At 63.0% G+C, this 17334-nt stretch carries 14 protein-coding genes and 1 riboswitch; of the genes, 11 read left to right on the forward strand and 3 right to left on the reverse strand.

Translation table 11 applies throughout. From position 1 onward, the window contains the following. Positions 1-99 precede the first annotated feature (99 nt). From metK to metF, 4 genes are all read left to right on the forward strand, one after another. A complete protein-coding gene (gene metK / locus AKL28_RS09080; RefSeq protein ID WP_050467798.1) occupies positions 100-1263 on the forward strand; it encodes a methionine adenosyltransferase in 1164 nt (387 codons plus the stop codon). A gap of 154 nt (positions 1264-1417) precedes the next feature. Beyond that, positions 1418-1511: riboswitch (S-adenosyl-L-homocysteine riboswitch) on the forward strand. A gap of 29 nt (positions 1512-1540) precedes the next feature. Then, a complete protein-coding gene (ahcY, locus tag AKL28_RS09085) occupies positions 1541-2965 on the forward strand; it encodes an adenosylhomocysteinase (RefSeq protein ID WP_050467799.1) in 1425 nt (474 codons plus the stop codon). A 118-nt stretch (positions 2966-3083) separates the two neighbouring features. Next, positions 3084-3440 (forward strand): phage holin family protein, encoded by a 357-nt coding sequence (locus AKL28_RS09090; RefSeq protein WP_050467800.1) that lies wholly within the window; start codon positions 3084-3086, stop codon positions 3438-3440. Continuing rightward, the gene (gene metF, locus AKL28_RS09095) at positions 3437-4279 is read left to right on the forward strand and encodes a methylenetetrahydrofolate reductase [NAD(P)H] (RefSeq protein WP_050467801.1); all 843 of its coding nucleotides are present in this window, start codon (positions 3437-3439) and stop codon (positions 4277-4279) included. The genes AKL28_RS09090 and metF overlap by 4 nt, the downstream gene beginning before the upstream one ends. 72 nt (positions 4280-4351) lie before the next feature. On the opposite strand, the gene AKL28_RS09100 is transcribed toward metF, so the two are convergent. Further along, entirely contained in the window at positions 4352-4954 is a 603-nt protein-coding gene (locus AKL28_RS09100) for a 5-formyltetrahydrofolate cyclo-ligase (RefSeq protein WP_231602376.1), read from the reverse strand. A 41-nt stretch (positions 4955-4995) separates the two neighbouring features. On the opposite strand from AKL28_RS09100, the gene AKL28_RS09105 reads away from it, so the two are divergent. From AKL28_RS09105 to AKL28_RS09135, 7 genes are all read left to right on the forward strand, one after another. Next, on the forward strand, positions 4996-6978 hold the full coding sequence (locus AKL28_RS09105) for a lytic transglycosylase domain-containing protein (RefSeq protein WP_050467803.1): 1983 nt from the start codon (positions 4996-4998) through the stop codon (positions 6976-6978). 52 nt (positions 6979-7030) lie between these two features. Beyond that, entirely contained in the window at positions 7031-7999 is a 969-nt protein-coding gene (locus AKL28_RS09110) for a complex I NDUFA9 subunit family protein (protein WP_050467804.1), read from the forward strand. A 49-nt stretch (positions 8000-8048) separates the two neighbouring features. Then, on the forward strand, positions 8049-8750 hold the full coding sequence (locus AKL28_RS09115) for a glutathione S-transferase family protein (RefSeq protein ID WP_050467805.1): 702 nt from the start codon (positions 8049-8051) through the stop codon (positions 8748-8750). Continuing rightward, positions 8750-9988 (forward strand): multifunctional CCA addition/repair protein, encoded by a 1239-nt coding sequence (locus tag AKL28_RS09120; protein WP_050467822.1) that lies wholly within the window; start codon positions 8750-8752, stop codon positions 9986-9988. The genes AKL28_RS09115 and AKL28_RS09120 overlap by 1 nt, the downstream gene beginning before the upstream one ends. Before the next feature lie 4 nt (positions 9989-9992). Further along, positions 9993-10733, forward strand: coding sequence for a GNAT family N-acetyltransferase (locus AKL28_RS09125; RefSeq protein WP_156226280.1), 741 nt, complete (start codon positions 9993-9995; stop codon positions 10731-10733). Positions 10734-10821: 88 nt separating this feature from the next. Next, the gene (gene phhA, locus AKL28_RS09130; RefSeq protein WP_050467806.1) at positions 10822-11703 is read left to right on the forward strand and encodes a phenylalanine 4-monooxygenase; all 882 of its coding nucleotides are present in this window, start codon (positions 10822-10824) and stop codon (positions 11701-11703) included. A gap of 535 nt (positions 11704-12238) precedes the next feature. Then, on the forward strand, positions 12239-15859 hold the full coding sequence (locus AKL28_RS09135; RefSeq protein ID WP_050467807.1) for an indolepyruvate ferredoxin oxidoreductase family protein: 3621 nt from the start codon (positions 12239-12241) through the stop codon (positions 15857-15859). 67 nt (positions 15860-15926) lie between these two features. Here the strand turns inward: AKL28_RS09135 and prmC are convergent, their stop codons facing one another. Together prmC and AKL28_RS09145 are read right to left on the reverse strand one after the other, a co-directional pair. After that, the gene (gene prmC / locus AKL28_RS09140; protein ID WP_050467808.1) at positions 15927-16763 is read right to left on the reverse strand and encodes a peptide chain release factor N(5)-glutamine methyltransferase; all 837 of its coding nucleotides are present in this window, start codon (positions 16761-16763) and stop codon (positions 15927-15929) included. A gap of 10 nt (positions 16764-16773) precedes the next feature. Next, positions 16774-17247 carry a disulfide bond formation protein B gene (locus tag AKL28_RS09145; protein WP_050467809.1) on the reverse strand — a complete coding sequence of 158 codons (474 nt, stop codon included), beginning with the start codon at positions 17245-17247 and terminating at the stop codon, positions 16774-16776. Positions 17248-17334 lie beyond the last annotated feature (87 nt).

Consider the following 17334-nt stretch of genomic DNA (forward strand, 5'->3'; position numbering starts at 1 on the left):
CAACTTGCGAGACGGGGTATAAATATCGCTAAAGCGTCGCAGGCTCGACAAATGATTGGCCGCGACTGGGTTTAATCACTTATTGTTAGAGGCTGCAGTATGTCCAACGAATTTCTCTTCACTTCCGAATCCGTCTCCGAAGGCCATCCCGACAAGGTAGCCGACCAGATTTCCGATGCGATTCTGGATGCCATTCTCACCCAAGACCCGCAATCCCGCGTTGCTGCAGAAACCCTCTGCAACACCGGTCTGGTTGTGCTGGCCGGTGAAATCACCACACGCGCCAATGTCGACTACATCGATGTCGCGCGCGAAACCATCAAACGCATCGGTTACGACAACGCCGACTTCGGCATCGACTACAAGAGCTGCGCCGTATTGGTCGCCTATGACAAGCAATCGCCCGACATCGCCCAAGGGGTTGATGAGGGCCGTGGCGTCGATCTGGAGCAAGGCGCAGGCGACCAGGGCCTGATGTTCGGCTATGCCTGCAACGAAACTCCGGAACTGATGCCTGCCGCGATCTACTATGCGCACCGCATCGTCGAGCGCCAGTCGCAACTGCGCAAGGACGGCCGCCTGCCATGGCTGCGCCCGGACGCCAAGTCGCAGGTTACGCTGAAATACGTCGATGGCAAGCCGGTCGCGATCGATACAGTGGTGCTGTCGACCCAGCACTCGCCGGAAATGCAGCAAAGCGCTATCCATGAAGCCGCCATCGAAGAGATCATCCGCCCGGTACTGCCGGCCGAGTGGCTGAAGAACACGCGCTACCTGATCAACCCGACCGGCCGCTTCGTCATCGGCGGCCCGCAAGGCGACTGCGGCCTGACCGGCCGCAAGATCATCGTCGACACCTACGGCGGCGCGGCTCCGCACGGCGGCGGCGCGTTCTCCGGCAAGGATCCGTCCAAGGTTGACCGTTCGGCTGCCTACGCCGGCCGCTACGTGGCCAAGAACATCGTGGCTGCCGGCCTGGCCGAGCGCTGCCAGATCCAGGTGTCCTACGCCATCGGTGTGGCCAAGCCGACTTCGGTGATGGTGACCACCTTCGGCACCGGCAAGATCAGCGACGAGCAGCTGGAACACCTGGTGCGTGAGCACTTTGACCTGCGTCCGAAGGGCATCGTGCAGATGCTGGACCTGCTGCGCCCGATCTACGCCAAGACCGCCGCTTACGGCCACTTCGGCCGCGAAGAGCCGGAATTCAGCTGGGAGCGCACCGACAAGGCCGCCGCACTGCGCGCTGCCGCCGGCTTGTAATTCTTCTTCACGCGCAGCAATTGGGAGCCCGCAAGGGTTTCCCAATCGCCTTCGGCGCGCTAAAATGCACCTCCCGCGGAGTTTCCTCCGCACCGTTCCTGCACGTTGGCATTGCATGCAGGGAGGACGGCAGCAAGATTCCACAATGCCTCACTGCAGCAAGGAGCGTTGCGACAGGGAAATCCTGCCAGGCTTGCTTGTGGTGAGCAGGTACCCGCCAGGGTGCCTAGCAACCGCGCTCACGTTACTTTTTTTCTGATTCTATCGAAAGGAGGGCGTGAACAACGCCGTTGCCATGTCTACTACCGCATCCCAAGACTACATCATCGCCGACATCGGCCTGGCCGACTGGGGCCGCAAGGAAATCAAGATCGCCGAGACCGAAATGCCGGGCCTGATGGCGATCCGCGAAGAGTTTGCCGCTGCCCAGCCGCTGAAAGGCGCGCGCATCACCGGCTCGCTGCACATGACCATCCAGACCGCCGTGCTGATCCAGACGCTGGAAGCGCTGGGCGCCAAGGTGCGCTGGGCTTCCTGCAACATCTACTCGACCCAGGACCATGCCGCTGCGGCCATCGCCGCCAACGGCACCCCGGTGTTCGCGGTCAAGGGCGAGAACCTGGACGAATACTGGGATTACACCCACCGCATCTTCGAATGGACCGATGGCGGCTATTCGAACATGATCCTCGATGACGGCGGCGACGCCACCGTGCTGCTGCACCTGGGCGTGCGCGCAGAAAAGGACATCTCGGTGCTGGACAAGCCGGATTCGGAAGAAGCGGTCTGCCTGTACAACTCCATCAAGCGCTACCTGGCCAAGGATGCGTCGTGGTACTCCAAGCGCCTGAAGGAAATCAAGGGCGTTACCGAAGAGACCACCACCGGCGTGCACCGCCTGTACCAGATGCACAAGGAAGGCAAGCTGGCCTTCCCGGCCATCAACGTCAACGACTCGGTCACCAAGTCCAAGTTCGACAACCTGTACGGCTGCCGCGAGTCGCTGGTGGACGGCATCAAGCGCGCCACCGACGTCATGATCGCAGGCAAGATCGCCGTCATCGCCGGTTACGGTGACGTCGGCAAGGGCTCGGCACAAGCCATGCGCGCACTGTCGGCGCAAGTCTGGGTCACCGAGATCGACCCGATCTGCGCACTGCAGGCCGCCATGGAAGGCTACCGCGTGGTGACCATGGATTACGCCGCCGAACACGGCGACATCTTCGTCACCTGCACCGGCAACTACCATGTGATCACCCATGAGCACATGAAGAAGATGAAAGACCAGGCCATCGTCTGCAACATCGGCCACTTCGACAATGAAATCGAAGTCGCCGCGCTGAAGCAATACACCTGGGAAAACATCAAGCCGCAAGTCGACCACATCATCTTCCCGGATGGCAAGCGCATCATCCTGCTGGCCGAAGGCCGTCTGGTGAACTTGGGCTGCGGCACCGGCCACCCGTCCTACGTGATGAGCTCGTCCTTCGCCAACCAGACCATCGCCCAGATCGAACTGTTCGTGAACACCAAGAACTACCCGATCGGCGTCTACACTTTGCCAAAGCATCTGGACGAGAAGGTCGCTCGCCTGCAGCTCAAGAAGCTCAATGCGCAACTGAGCACACTGACCGAAGAGCAAGCGGCTTATATTGGCGTGAAGACCGAAGGTCCGTACAAGGCCGATCACTACCGTTACTGATCGGTTGTGCACGGTCGGGCTGCGGCCGGATCGTGCCTGTATCATCCGGGCTGCCATTACGTTGTCGTTATGCGTGTGGCAGCCCGCCTAATTCAGACAAGGCCCGAAAGGAAATGCCATGCTTATGTTATTGCTGACCTGGCTGATCAATGCCCTGGCCCTGCTGGCCGTTCCCTACCTGATGCATTCGGTTCAGGTCGACAGTTTCGGTTCCGCCCTGGTGGCCGCGCTGATCCTGGGCTTCGTCAATACCATCGTGCGTCCCGTGCTGGTGGTGCTGACCCTGCCTGTGACCTTGCTCACGCTGGGCCTGTTCATCTTCCTCATCAACGGCCTGATGTTCTGGGTGGTGGCGCAACTGGTGGGCGGCTTCCACGTAGCCGGTTTCTGGTCGGCGGTGGGCGGCGCGCTGCTCTACAGTATCGTGTCCTGGGCTTTGTCTACACTGTTGCTGAAATCCGGATCGAACCGATGAACAAGCATAATTTCAGTATTGAATTTTTCCCGCCCAAGACACCGGAGGGGACGGAAAAGCTGCGCGCCACGCGCGCCAGGCTGGCCGAATTGCAGCCGAAGTATTTCTCGGTGACCTTCGGCGCCGGTGGCTCGACCCAGCAGGGCACGCGTGATACCGTGCTCGAAATCACCGCCGAAGGCCATGAGGCGGCGCCGCACCTGTCTTGCATCGGCAGTTCGCGCGCCAGCCTGCGTGCCATCCTGGATGACTACAAGGCCAACGGCGTCAAGCGCCTGGTGGCGCTGCGCGGCGACCTGCCCAGCGGCTATGGTGCGATGGACCAGGCCTCCAGCGAATTCCGCTATGCCAATGAGCTGGTCGAATTCGTGCGTGCGGAAACCGGCGACTGGTTCCATATCGAAGTGGCGGCCTATCCCGAGATGCATCCGCAGGCCAAGTCGCCGCAGGACGATGTGCAGAACTACGTGCGCAAGGTGAAGGCCGGCGCCGACTCGGCCATCACGCAATACTTCTACAACGCGGACGCCTATTTCCGCTTCGTGGAAGACGCTGCCAAGCTGGGCGCCGATGTGCCGGTCATCGCCGGCATCATGCCCATCACCAACTACTCGCAGCTGGTGCGTTTCTCGGACATGTGCGGCACGGAAATCCCGCGCTGGGTACGGCTCAAGCTGGCCAGCTACGGCGACGATGTCGACTCCATCCGCGCTTTCGGGCTGGATGTGGTCAGCCAGTTGTGCGAACGACTGTTGGCCGGTGGCGCGCCTGGCCTGCATTTCTATTCGCTCAACCAGGCCGGGCCGACGCAGGCGGTCTGGCAGCGCTTGGTCAAGTAAGGTAGGAAAGCCGCAGTAATAAAAAATCCGGACAGATGTCCGGATTTTTTATTGTCGTTTTATTAGCAATGTTTATCTGACAGCATCGGTCAACACCAGGTCGAGCGGCATGTCGTGCTGCTCGGCATCGAACTCCACCAGCCCAAAGGCATAGCACACCCCCACGGCCAGCGGACGGTGCGGGCCGGCCAGCGTGCGGTCGTAAAATCCGCCGCCATAGCCCAGCCGCATGCCGGCGGCATTGAAGCCGACGCAGGGCACCAGCAGGGCCTGCGGTTGCACTACCGGCGCTTCTTCGCCTGGAACCAGCGTTCCCAGTGCGTCTTTTCTCAGTACTTCACCGGGCAGCCAGCGGCGAAATTCCAGGGGCGCATCTTTATCGGTGACGATCGGCAAAGACAGGTGCACGCCACGCGCGGCCAGCGCGTTATAAGCGGCAACCAGGTCCGGTTCCCGGTGGATAGGATAATAGACCCCGATGCTGGCGATGCCATGCGCCAGGCACCATGCCAGCACGCGGTGGCCGATCAGTTCATCCGAGACCGCCTTGCCATGCGCGTCCAGGGCTTTGCGGCGTGCCAGCAGGTCGGCGCGCAAGGCCTTTTTCAGCTTCTTGTCCAAGGCGCTTTCCCGGTCCGGCGCGTGGGTGCCGCATGCTATGCTTGGTGTCGTCATCTGTTCCGTTGTCTGTTTCATTCACACTAGGTTGTACAAGAATGCGCCTGAAGAATTATTTGCTCGGCAAATGCCTGCGTCCGCTGGCAGTCTCATTGGTCGTGGCCATCGGCGCGGCGTTGGGCGCCATGCCCGGAGCCCAGGCGCAAAAGCGTCTGTCGCCCGATGCTTCTCCGGATGACATCTTCCTTGCACTGCGGCAAGCGGCCGCCAGCGACAATGGCGCGCTGGCGCAGGACTTGGCCGGGCGCTTGTCGGGCTACGACCTGCCGTCGTATGTCGACTATTATCGGCTCAAACCGCGCGTGCGTGACTATTCAGCCAGCGAGCAGGAGATCCGCGACTTCATGGCCCGTTACGATGGCCAGGCCCTGGTCGACCGCCTGCGCAACGACTGGCTGCTGGCGCTGGGCAAGACCGGCAACTGGACCTTGTTCGACGAGCAGTATCCCAAGTTCATCTTGGACGACGACGTCCAGGTCAAATGCTTCGCCCTCAACTCGCGCGCACTCAAAGGCGCCAACGTCGCCGACGAGGCGCGCGCGCTGCTGGTATCCCCCAAGGATTACGGCCAGGGCTGCAGCGACCTGATCGCCACGCTGGCGCAGAACGGCCAGTTCACCGATGCCGACGTCTGGTTCCAGATCCGCCAGGCCGCCGAGAACGGCAACACCACCGTCGCGCGCCGTGCTTCCGTGCTGGTCGACAATGGCGACGTCACCGTGCAACAGGTCATGGACAAGCCCGCGCTGATGCTGGCCAAGGGCCCCGGCAGCGGCGCTGCCAACCACCAGCTCTACATCATTGCGCTGGGCCGTATCGCCAAGAGCAATCCGGCCCAGGCCGCCTCCTACCTCAGCGACCGCGCTCGCCAGATGACGGCACAGGAAGTCGCGCAAGGCTGGGCCCAGATTGCGCTGGCGGCTTCCTACAAGCTGGCGCCGGAAGCGCCGGATTACTGGCGCAAGACCAAGGATGCGCTGCTCACGCAGGATGCGCTGCAATGGAAGGTGCGCATGGCGCTGCGCGCAGGTGACTGGAAGACCGTGCGTACGACTATCGAGAGCATGCCGGTGGCGCTGCGCAACGATATTACCTGGGTCTACTGGCTCGGCCGCGCGCTGAAGGAAGACGGCCAGAACGACGCCGCGCGCCGCCTGTTCGAATCGATCTCCGCCAACTTCAGCTTCTATGGCCAGCTGGCGCTGGAAGAGTTGGGCCAGAAGATCACTATCCCGCCGGGGCCGATGCCGCCGACGGCCGGCGAAATCGCCCTCTATTCGCAGAATGCCGGCTTCCAGCGTTCGCTCAGGTTCTACCAGCTCAATTTGCGCTTCGAGGCGATCCGCGAGTGGAACTGGGAGCTGCGCAAGATGACTGACCGCCAACTGCTGGCCGCGGCCGAATATGCGCGCCAGAGTGACGTGCTGGACCGCATGGTCAATACCTCCGACCGCACCCGCGCCGAATTCGACTTCACCCAGCGTTTCCCTGCGCCGCATTTGCCGGAGATGAACGCGGCGACGCGTCCGCTGGGGATGGAAAATGCCTGGATCTACGGCCTGATCCGCCAGGAGTCGCGCTTCATCAAGAGCGCACGCTCGCACGTCGGCGCCTCCGGCCTGATGCAGTTGATGCCTGCCACCGCCAAGTTCGTCGCCAAGAAGATCGGCATGACCGAATTCACCTCGGACCAGGTCAACGATATCAACACCAACCTGCTGCTGGGCACCAGTTATCTCAACATGGTGTTGAGCAACCTGGACGGTTCCGAAACCTTGGCCACCGCCGGCTATAACGCGGGGCCGGGACGTCCGCGCACCTGGCGCGCGACGTTGCCGCGCACGGTCGAGGGGGCGATCTTCGCCGAGATCATCCCATTCAACGAAACCCGGGGCTATGTCAAGAACGTGATGTCCAATGCGACGTACTATGCGGCCATGTTTGAGAACCGTCCGCAATCGCTCAAGCAACGCATGGGCACGGTGGCGCCTAACTCCAACGTCGCCACCGACCTGCCCTGATTCGAACCGGGCCGCAGCAACGCCGACGGCGTACGGATACAGGAGGCGCAACATGGCAGTACGCAAAATCCTCGTCATTGGCGGCTCAGGCTTCATCGGCACACGGCTGGTGCGGCTGTTGGGCAGCACCACCGATTACCGCGTCATGGTGCCCACGCGCCGCTACGAGCGCGCCAAGCACCTGCTGGTGTCACCGGTGGTGTCGGTGGTGCAGGCCGATATCCACGACGATGCCGTGCTGTCGCAACTGGTGGCCGAGGCGGACGTGGTCATCAACCTGGTCGGCATCCTGCATTCGCGGCCGGCACGCCGCGGCCAGCCTTATGGCCCGGATTTCGAACGGCAGCACGTGATCCTGCCACGCCGCATCGTCGCCGCCTGCGTGCGGCACGGCGTGCCGCGTTACCTGCACATGAGTGCGCTGGGCGCCGATGCGCATGGCCCGTCGATGTACCAGCGCTCCAAGGCGGCCGGCGAGCGTGAAGCGCTGGCGGCGTCCGGCCTGGAGGTCGCCATCTTCCGGCCTTCTGTCGTATTCGGCGAGGACGACCATTTTCTCAACCTGTTCGCCGGCCTGCAGCGGCGTTTTCCGGTGATCCCGCTGGGCAGCGCCGAGGCGCGTTTTCAGCCGGTCTACGTAGGCGATGTGGCACAGGCTTTCGGGAAAGCGATCACGCTGCCGCATATCGGCGGCAAGGTATATGCGCTGGCCGGGCCGAATCAGTACAGCCTGCGCGAACTGGTACAGCTGGCCGGCTGGTATTGCGGCCATATGCGCCCCATTGTCGCCTTGCCGACGGCGCTGGGCCTGTTGCAGGCCTGGATGCTGGAACACTTGCCCGGCAAGCTGATGAGCCGCGACAATGTCGCTTCGATGCGGGTAGACAATGTCATGTCCGGACCCATCGCGCCGGAACTGGGACTGGTTCCCACGGCGCTGGAAGACGTTGCGCAGGCCTGCCTTGCACCGCGCGACGCGCAGCGCCAATTCGACATTTTTCGCAGCAACGCAAGGCGCTGAGACATTCGCGCCATTTGCGCCATTTTTCGATCCAAAGAAAAGAGCCCTTATGCAAGACACAGAACTCGATCCGGTATTGTCCGAAACGCTGCGCAAGGCTGGCCGCCATATGCCCACGCTGGTGATCGGCAACAAGAATTACTCGTCGTGGTCGATGCGTCCCTGGGTGGTGATGACCGCTTTCGACATTCCCTTCAAGGAAGTGCGCGTGCTGCTGGACCAGCCCGACACTGTCTCCGAGATCGCCCGCTATACCGGTTCCGGCCGGGTGCCGGTACTGCTGGATGGCGACATCGCGATCTGGGATTCGCTGTCCATCTGCGAATACCTGGCCGAGCAATTCCCGGACCGCAGCCTGTGGCCCGGGCGCACCGACGCGCGCGCCATTGCGCGCAGCATCAGTGCCGAAATGCACTCCGGCTTCATGGGCCTGCGCAGCGCCATGAGCATGGATATCCGCGGCCGCTATCCGGGCCAGGGGCGCACGCCCGAAGCGCAGGCCGACATCGGCCGCGTTTGCGAAATCTGGGAAGAATGCCTGTCGCAGTTCGGCCACCATGAATTCCTGTTTGGGGACTTCTCGATTGCCGACGCTTTCTATGCGCCGGTGGTGATGCGCTTCACCAGCTACCAGGTACCCCTGGCGCCGGCGCTGCAAGCCTACGCCGACCGCGTCAAGGCGCATCCTGCCGTGGCGCGCTGGATTGCCGAGGCATTGGCCGAGAAGGAAATCCTTCCCAACCACAAATGATGAAGACCTACACCGTCGGCGGCGCAGTGCGCGACGGCTTGCTCGGCTTGCCGGTGAAGGACCGCGACCACGTGGTGGTCGGCGCCACGCCAGAGGAGATGCTGGCGCAGGGTTTTCGCCCTGTGGGCAAGGATTTCCCGGTGTTCCTGCATCCGGATACGCATGAGGAGTACGCGCTGGCGCGCACCGAGCGCAAGACCGCGCCCGGCTACAAGGGCTTCGCTTTCCATGCCGCGCCCGACGTTACGCTGGAAGACGACTTGGCGCGGCGCGACCTCACCATCAACGCCATCGCCCAGGACGAGGACGGTACGCTGGTCGATCCCTATCATGGCCAGGCGGACATCGAGCGCCGCATCTTCCGCCATGTTTCCGACGCCTTCATCGAAGACCCGGTGCGCATCCTGCGCCTGGCGCGTTTTGCCGCCCGCTTCGCCGATTTCAGCGTGGCGCCTGAAACCAATGCGCTGATGCGCCGGATGGTCGACGATGGGGAGGTCGATGCCCTGGTGCCCGAGCGCGTCTGGCAGGAGATCGCACGCGGCCTGATGGAGGCCAAGCCTTCGCGCATGTTCGAGGTGCTGCGCGGCTGCGGTGCGCTGGCGCGCATCATGCCGGAACTGGATGCCTTGTGGGGCGTGCCGCAGCCGGAGAAATGGCATCCCGAGATCGATACCGGTGTGCATGTGATGCTGGTCATCGATTGGGCGGCCGGACAAGGCTATGCGTTGCCGGTCCGCTTCGCCGCATTGATGCACGACCTGGGCAAGGGCGCCACGCCGCCCGAGATGTGGCCGCGCCACCATGGCCATGAGGCGCGCAGCGTGCAGCTGGCAGAACAGGTCTGCGCACGCCTGAAGGTGCCGGGCGACTGCCGCGACCTGGCGCTGATGACCGCGCGCGAGCACGGCAATGTCGGCCGCGCTTTCGAGATGCGCCCGGCGACGCTGGTGACGCTGTTTTCGCGCTGCGATGCATTCCGCAAGCCGCAGCGCTTCGCCGATATGCTGCGTGCGTCGGAAGCCGACCACCGTGGCCGCACCGGTTTCGAGGGCAAGCCTTTTCCGCAGGCCGCTTACCTGGAAGGGGCGTTGAAGGCGGCGCAAGACATCGATGCCGGCGCCATCGCAGGCCAGTACCAGGCGCAGCCGCAGAAGATCCAGGAGGCGATCCATGCCGCGCGCAGCGCGAAGGTAGAGGTTTTCGTCGCCGCCCACCGGCCGCCGGAACAGGGCTGAGAATATGGCTGATTCCTTTTTCTCCTGGCTCAAGCGTCTGGGCGGCAAGCAAGAGGCTGACGGCGTTGCGCCGCATGCCGACCCGCAGCACAAGGCCGAAAGGCCGATGGTGTTCGTCAAGGAGCTGTCGCCGAAGTCGCGCCGCCACCTGCTGCGCCACTTCCTGGCACTGGAGGACAAGGACCGGCTGCTGCGTTTCGGTTCCAAGCTGTCGGACGACATGGTGACCCGCTACGTGGAGAACATCGACTTCGCGCGCGATACCGTGTTCGGTGTGTACGACCGCAGGCTGCGCCTGCTGGGCGTGGGCCACCTGGCATTCGCGCCGCGCGAGAGTTCGCGCATCAGCGGCGCCACCATCAAGCCGGTGGTGGCCGAGTTCGGCGTCTCCGTTTCCGCTGCCGCACGCGGCCTGGGCGTGGGCACCAAACTGTTCCTGCGGGCGTCCATGCGCTGCCGCAACGCCGACGTCGACACGCTCTACATGCACTGCCTGTCATCCAACAAGGTGATGATGCACATTGCCCAAAAGGCCGGGATGGACATCCATCGCGACTACGGCGAGGCCGATGCCTACCTTAAGATCAGCCCCGCCAATTCGGCCACCGTGTTCCAGGAGGCGATGGAAGAACAGGCCGCCATGCTGGACTACATCATCAAGGCCAATTTCAAGGCTTTGCTCAAATGGGGCGCGCGCGTGACGGGCATTGGCGGCAAGGATAAAGGGAGCGGCGGCAAGACCTGATTCCGCCAGCGCATTGCGTCGTCCGCATGACCGGAGACGCAATGCGGCGCATAATATCCACTTCACTTTGATTCAAAACGGATTTGCCATGAGCACCAATCCCAACACCGACGACTTTTTCGCCACTGTCGCGACAAAATCCGACAGCGGCGCATTGCGCGGCGACTACAGCCAGGCAGATGCCAACTACGTGGTGGCGCAGAACTGGGACAGCTACACCCCTGAGCAGCACGCCCGCTGGCGCCGCCTGTATGAGCGCCAGGCCAAACTGATCCCCGGCCGCGCCTGCGATGTCTTTATCGACAGCCTGAAGGCGCTTGATGTCTCGCAAGGCATCCCGCGCTTCGACCGTACCACCGAAGCCTTGTACAAGGCGACCGGCTGGCAACTGGTCGCCGTGCCCGGCCTGGTGCCGGACCAGACCTTCTTCGAACACCTGGCCAACCGACGCTTCCCGGTCACCGTCTGGCTGCGCGAAGAGCGTGAGTTCGACTACATCGTCGAGCCGGACGTCTTCCACGACTTCTTCGGCCATGTGCCGCTGCTGTTCAACCCGATCTTCGCCGACCATCTGCAGGAATACGGCAAGGGCGGCCTGAAGGCGCTCAAGCTGGATGGTTTGGCCTATCTGGCGCGCTTGTACTGGTACACCATCGAGTTCGGCCTGATCCAGAGCGAGCAGGGGCTGCGCATCTACGGCGCCGGCATCCTCTCCTCGGGCGGCGAGGTCGAGTATTGCCTGTCCAGCGACCAGCCGCGCCGCATCCCGTTCCAGGTCGAGCGCATCATGCGCACGCAGTACAAGATCGACTCGTATCAGGAAACCTATTTCGTGATCCGTGATTTCGAGCAACTGTTCAACGATACCGAACCCGATTTCACGCCTTTCTACGAACGGCTGAAAACGCGGCAGGCGCTGCCGGCCGATACGCTGCTGGCGGGCGAGACCAATTTGCCGCCGAACCGCTGATCCGGGCGCACGAAGAATAGCGGCGGGAATAAAAAAGCGGATCTGACAGGGGAGGCCAGATCCGCGAGCTAGTGGTGCTTTCAACACTAGAGGGGAGGAACCTTGCACAGAGAGTGGATACCATTCAATCGCTGTTCAAGTGATTCTTATTAAACGCCAGTCGCGTCGCCCGTCCAATTTCTTTTACCGGTTGTTACATTCACGTCTTGGTTGTAACAACTTGCCTCTTTTTTCACAGCCGGAAATATTGTTGTTTTCCTCTTTCCGGCATTTTCTTCTTTGCAAACTCCCTCTTCCCGCAGGACTTGCGGAATTGTTTCCGGCTTGCCAAAAGAACGCTCAAAAACGCCGGAAACCCTGCTGCGACGCGCGTAGCGGGCCCTTCATCGTTGTGCTACCTTGATTTCATAAATAGAAATAAACCTGCGCCCACAAGGCGCCGGCGTTTTGACCGCCCGTGAAGCCAGGCCCACACCAAGCTCAGCGGCACAGGCGCATGTGAAACCAAGAACACGATTTTTGGCACGGAGACCGCATGAACGCACCCCTACCATCCAGCCAGCGTCTATTGCTGGAAGACGTCACGCTGGACGACAAATACACCCTCGAACGCGGCCGCGTTTTCATGACCGGCATCCAGGCGCTGGTGCGCCTGCCGATGCTGCAGCGTGAGGCCGACCGCCGCGCCGGCCTCAACACTGCCGGCTTCGTCACCGGCTATCGCGGCTCGCCGCTGGGCTCGGTTGACCAGACCGCCGAGAAGGCGAAAAAATATCTCGATGCCCACCAGGTCAAGTTCCATCCGGGCATGAACGAAGACCTTGCCGCCACCAGCGTATGGGGCACGCAGCAGGTCAACCTGTTCCCCGGCGCGCAGCACGACGGCGTGTTCTCGCTGTGGTATGGCAAGGGGCCGGGCGTGGACCGCTGCGGCGACGTCTTCAAGCACGCCAACATGGCCGGTACCTCCGCGCACGGCGGCGTGCTGGTGATCGCCGGCGACGACCACGCCGCCAAGTCATCCACCACCGCCCACCAGAGCGAGCACATCCTCAAGGCCTGCGGCATCCCGGTGCTGTATCCGTCCACGGTGCAGGAGTACCTCGACTACGGCTTGCACGGTTGGGCCATGAGCCGCTACACCGGCCTGTGGGTGGCGATGAAATGCGTGACCGACCTGGTCGAATCCGGCATGTCGGTGATGATCGATCCGGACCGCGTGCAGATCCAGTTGCCGCAAGACTTCGCGCTGCCGCCGGACGGCCTCAACATCCGCCAGCCCGACACCGTGCTCGCGCAGGAAGCGCGGATGAACAACTACAAGTGGTATGCCGCATTGGCCTACGCGCGCGTCAACAAGCTCAACCAGATCGTCTGGGACAGTCCGCGCGCCAAGATCGGCATCATCACCGCCGGCAAGTCCTACCTCGATACGCGCCAGGCGCTGGACGACCTCGGCATCGATGAACAGGTCGCGCGCGATATCGGCATCCGCCTCTACAAGGTCGGCATGACCTGGCCGCTGGAAGCCGAAGGCGTGCGTGAGTTCGCGCAGGGGCTGGAAGAGATCCTGGTGGTGGAAGAGAAGCGCCAGATCCTCGAATACCAACTGAAGGAAGAACTCTACAACTGGCGCGACGACGTGCGCCCGCGCGTGGTCGGCAAGTTCGACGACACCGGCGAATGGAGCGGCTCGCAGCGCGATGGGCATGGCAACTGGCTGCTGCCGGCCACCTACGAACTGAACCCGGCGCAGATCGCGCGCGCCATCGCCACGCGCATCTCGCGCTACTTCGCCGGCCATCCGGTCGAGCAGCGTGTGCGCGCCCGTGTCGCCTTCCTTGAAGCCAAGGAAGCCACGCTCAACATCAGCACCAAGCCCGATCCCAACAAGGACCGCATCCCGCATTTCTGTTCGGGCTGCCCGCACAATACCTCGACCAAGCTGCCCGACGGCAGCCGCGGCCTGGCCGGCATCGGCTGCCATTACATGGTGACCTGGATGGATCGCGAGTCCAGCATCTTCACCCACATGGGCGGCGAAGGCGTGACCTGGGTTGGCCAGGCGCCGTTCACCAGCGAGAAGCACGTGTTCGCCAATCTCGGCGACGGCACCTATTTCCATTCGGGTTTGCTGGCAGTGCGCGCCTCGGTCGCGGCCAAGGTCAACATCACCTACAAGATCCTCTACAACGATGCGGTGGCCATGACCGGCGGCCAGGAGTTCGACGGCCCGCTCGATCCCGCGATGATCTCGCGGCAACTGGCGGCGGAGAATGTCAGCCCGATCATCGTCGTCACCGACGAACCCGACAAGTACCCAGCCGATACCAAATGGGCCGAAGGCATCACCATCCGCCACCGCAGCGAACTCGACGCCGTGCAGCGCGAATTGCGCGAAGTGACGGGCGTTTCGGCCATGATCTACGACCAGACCTGCGCCTCGGAAAAGCGCCGCCGCCGCAAACGCAATGCCTATCCCGACCCCGCCAAGCGCGCCGTGATCAATGAGGCAGTATGCGAAGGCTGCGGCGACTGCAGCGTGCAGTCGAATTGCCTGTCGGTGGAGCCGCTGGAAACCGAATTCGGCCGCAAGCGCCAGATCAACCAGTCCTCGTGCAACAAGGACTACTCTTGCGTCACCGGCTTCTGCCCCAGCTTCGTCACCGTCGAAGGCGGCAAGCTGAAGAAGCCGGCGCGGGTGCAGCCGGGTGCGGAGGCAACGCCGGCCATGCCCAAACTGCCTGAACCGGTACTGCCGTCGCTGGCCGATCCCTACGGCATCCTGGTGACCGGCGTGGGTGGCACCGGCGTCATCACCATCGGCCAGATCATCGCCATGGCTGCGCATGTGGAAGGGCGCGTGTGCTCGGTGCTGGACATGAGCGGGCTGGCGCAGAAGGGCGGGCCGGTGATGTCGCACGTGCGCGTGGCCGACAGTCCCGACCATCTTTATTCGACCCGCGTGGGCACCGGCGCGGCAGACCTGGTGATCGGCTGCGACGTGATCGTCACCGCCGGACGCGATGCCTTGTCGCGCATGGGCGAAGGACGCACGCATGCGGCCGTCAATTCGACCCAGATGCCCACGGCCGCTTTCGTGCGCAACCCCGACTGGCAATTCCCGGCCGCTTCCAGCGAAGGGGAAATCTCCAAGGCTTGCGGGCGCGATAACGTGGCGCTGGTCGATGCCGGCCATATCGCCACTGCGCTGATGGGCGACGCTATCGCTACCAACATGTTCATGCTGGGCTACGCCTGGCAGAAGGGCTGGGTGCCGCTGTCGGAAGCCGCCTTGCTGCGCGCCATCGAGCTCAATGCGCTGCAGGTGGACTTCAACAAGCAGGCCTTCGCCTGGGGCCGCGTGGCCGCGCACGATATCGATACCGTGTTGAACGCCGCCAAGCGCAACGGCATGACGGCGCAGGTCATCGAGTTCAAGCGTGCGCCGACGCTGGAGGAGACGGTGGAGCGTCGTATCGGCTTCCTGACGTCCTACCAGAACGCCGCCTACGCGCGCCGCTACAGCGATTTCGTGCAGCAAGTGCGCAGCGCCGAGAGTGCGTTGGGCGACGCCGGAAAGGGGCTGAGGCTGACCCAGGCCGTGGCGCAATACCTGTTCAAGCTGATGGCGTACAAGGACGAATACGAGGTCGCACGGCTTTACACCGATGGCGCTTTCCACGACAAGATCGCTTCCATGTTCGAAGGCGACTACCAGGTCAAATTCCACCTGGCGCCACCGCTGCTGGCCAAGCATGACGTTGACGGCCACCTGGTCAAGCAGCAGTACGGTTCATGGATGATGCCGGCCTTCGGCGTGCTGGCGAAATTACGCTTCCTGCGCGGCACCGCCTTCGATCCCTTCGGCTATACCGCCGAGCGCAAGCAGGAGCGGGCGCTGATCGATGAGTACCGCACGACTATGTCGCGGCTGCTGGGCAAGCTCACAGCGGGTAACCTGGCACAGGTCATTGCGGTGGCGCGCATCCCGGAAGATATTCGCGGTTATGGGCACGTGAAGGAACGCCACCTGAAGGCGGCGAAGCAGAAGGAAGCGTCGTTGCTGAAGATGATCGAACATCCGGAGTTACGGGACATCGCGATAGTGGATGCGCCATCCGGACCGGACGGAGGAGGAAAGAAAGCGGCGTGAGAATTTGACGCGCCGTTGCAAGCCGCCGGGGCCTGATGGAAGTCGGGACCCGGCGGCTTTTGTTCGTCTAAGCCAGCCTGCCGCCGGTCACCCGCTCAATTCCTGCCAGGTCACGCCAGCTCTGCACCTCGGCAAAGCCGGCTCCGGACAGCAAGGCCCGCACGGTGGCCGCCTGGTCGTAACCATGCTCCATCAGCAGCCAGCCTCCGGCCCTCAGGTGCGCGGATGCGCCGCTGATGATGCTACGCAGGTCCGACAGGCCATCAGCATGATCGGTGAGCGCATCGACCGGCTCGAAGCGCAGGTCGCCTTGCGACAGGTGGGCGTCGCCTTCGACGATATAGGGCGGGTTGGAGGCGATGACATCGAATGATGCGGCGGTGTCCAGCGCCTGATACCAGTCGCTCAGCATGAAATCCACGCGTGTGCCGTTCGCCAGCGCATTGCCGCGCGCCACCTCCAGCGCGGCGGCGCTGGCGTCGAGCGCGGCCACCCAGGCATCGGGCCGGGTGTGGGCAACCGCCACTGCGATGGCGCCCGAGCCGGTGCCCATGTCCAGCAATCGGCCATTGGGCGGCAGGCGTTCCAGCGCCAGCTCCACCAGCAGTTCGGTATCGGGGCGGGGAATCAATACATCCGGCGTGACGCGGAAGTCCAGCCCATAGAATTCGCGCGCGCCGACGATGTAGGCGATCGGCTCGCCGTGCAAGCGGCGCTCGAACAGGGTTGCCAAGGCATCCGCCTCGGCGATATCCAGCCGCCGTTCAGACTGGGTGATCAGCTGCACCCGCGTCAGCTTGAGCGCGTGGCACAGCAGGATACGGTTTTCGAGCGCATCCAGCGGCGCCACCTTCAACACCGTCGCCAGGCTGCAGCCGGCCAGGTTGGATGCATGTCCGCTCATGGGAAGGGGTTCAGTTGCGCTTGAACACCAGGCGCAGCAGCACCAGGCCGAGCACGACGAACCAGATCAGCGACCAGGTCGGGATCTGCAGGCCGAATATCGGTGGCCACGGCGCCGAGCAAAAACCGTCGGCGGTGAACATCTGCGGCAAGAGTTTGGCGGTGGGCAGTTGATTGAGCGCGGTTTCCAGCGGGTCGGTGGTGCAGGACACGCCCGGGTGCGCCTTCACGTACAGGTGCCAGATGGCGGTGCCGGCGCCGCACAGCGCGGCCAGCAAGCCGAGCGCGGCGCTGGCGCGGCGTGCCGGGGCCGGCATGAAATAGCCGATCAGCGAAAATGCCGCGACCAGCACGAACATGTAGCGCTGGATCACGCACAGCGGGCAGGGCTGCATTTCTTCGACGATTTGCAGGTACATGGCAAAACCGAGCAGCGCGATGCACACCAGCGCCACCAGCAGGAAGACCGATTTGGATGATTTCATGAGGCGTTCACCTTGAAAGAAGAGGGCTGACAGGGATTGTAGTAGAGACTGAGAACCTGTTCACGATCTCACCGGGGCGTCCAAATG

The sequence above is a fragment of the Herbaspirillum chlorophenolicum genome, from assembly GCF_001189955.1.
In the GTDB taxonomy this organism is placed as follows: domain Bacteria; phylum Pseudomonadota; class Gammaproteobacteria; order Burkholderiales; family Burkholderiaceae_D; genus Herbaspirillum; species Herbaspirillum chlorophenolicum.

Coding starts and splice junctions, on each gene's coding strand:
- metK (WP_050467798.1), top strand. CDS start 100: ATGTCCAACGAATTTCTCTTCACTTCCGAATCCGTCTCCGAAGGCCAT.
- AKL28_RS09090 (WP_050467800.1), top strand. CDS start 3,084: ATGCTTATGTTATTGCTGACCTGGCTGATCAATGCCCTGGCCCTGCTG.
- metF (WP_050467801.1), top strand. CDS start 3,437: ATGAACAAGCATAATTTCAGTATTGAATTTTTCCCGCCCAAGACACCG.
- AKL28_RS09100 (WP_231602376.1), bottom strand. CDS start 4,954: ATGACGACACCAAGCATAGCATGCGGCACCCACGCGCCGGACCGGGAA.
- AKL28_RS09105 (WP_050467803.1), top strand. CDS start 4,996: ATGCGCCTGAAGAATTATTTGCTCGGCAAATGCCTGCGTCCGCTGGCA.
- AKL28_RS09110 (WP_050467804.1), top strand. CDS start 7,031: ATGGCAGTACGCAAAATCCTCGTCATTGGCGGCTCAGGCTTCATCGGC.
- AKL28_RS09115 (WP_050467805.1), top strand. CDS start 8,049: ATGCAAGACACAGAACTCGATCCGGTATTGTCCGAAACGCTGCGCAAG.
- AKL28_RS09120 (WP_050467822.1), top strand. CDS start 8,750: ATGAAGACCTACACCGTCGGCGGCGCAGTGCGCGACGGCTTGCTCGGC.
- AKL28_RS09125 (WP_156226280.1), top strand. CDS start 9,993: ATGGCTGATTCCTTTTTCTCCTGGCTCAAGCGTCTGGGCGGCAAGCAA.
- phhA (WP_050467806.1), top strand. CDS start 10,822: ATGAGCACCAATCCCAACACCGACGACTTTTTCGCCACTGTCGCGACA.
- AKL28_RS09135 (WP_050467807.1), top strand. CDS start 12,239: ATGAACGCACCCCTACCATCCAGCCAGCGTCTATTGCTGGAAGACGTC.
- prmC (WP_050467808.1), bottom strand. CDS start 16,763: ATGAGCGGACATGCATCCAACCTGGCCGGCTGCAGCCTGGCGACGGTG.
- AKL28_RS09145 (WP_050467809.1), bottom strand. CDS start 17,247: ATGAAATCATCCAAATCGGTCTTCCTGCTGGTGGCGCTGGTGTGCATC.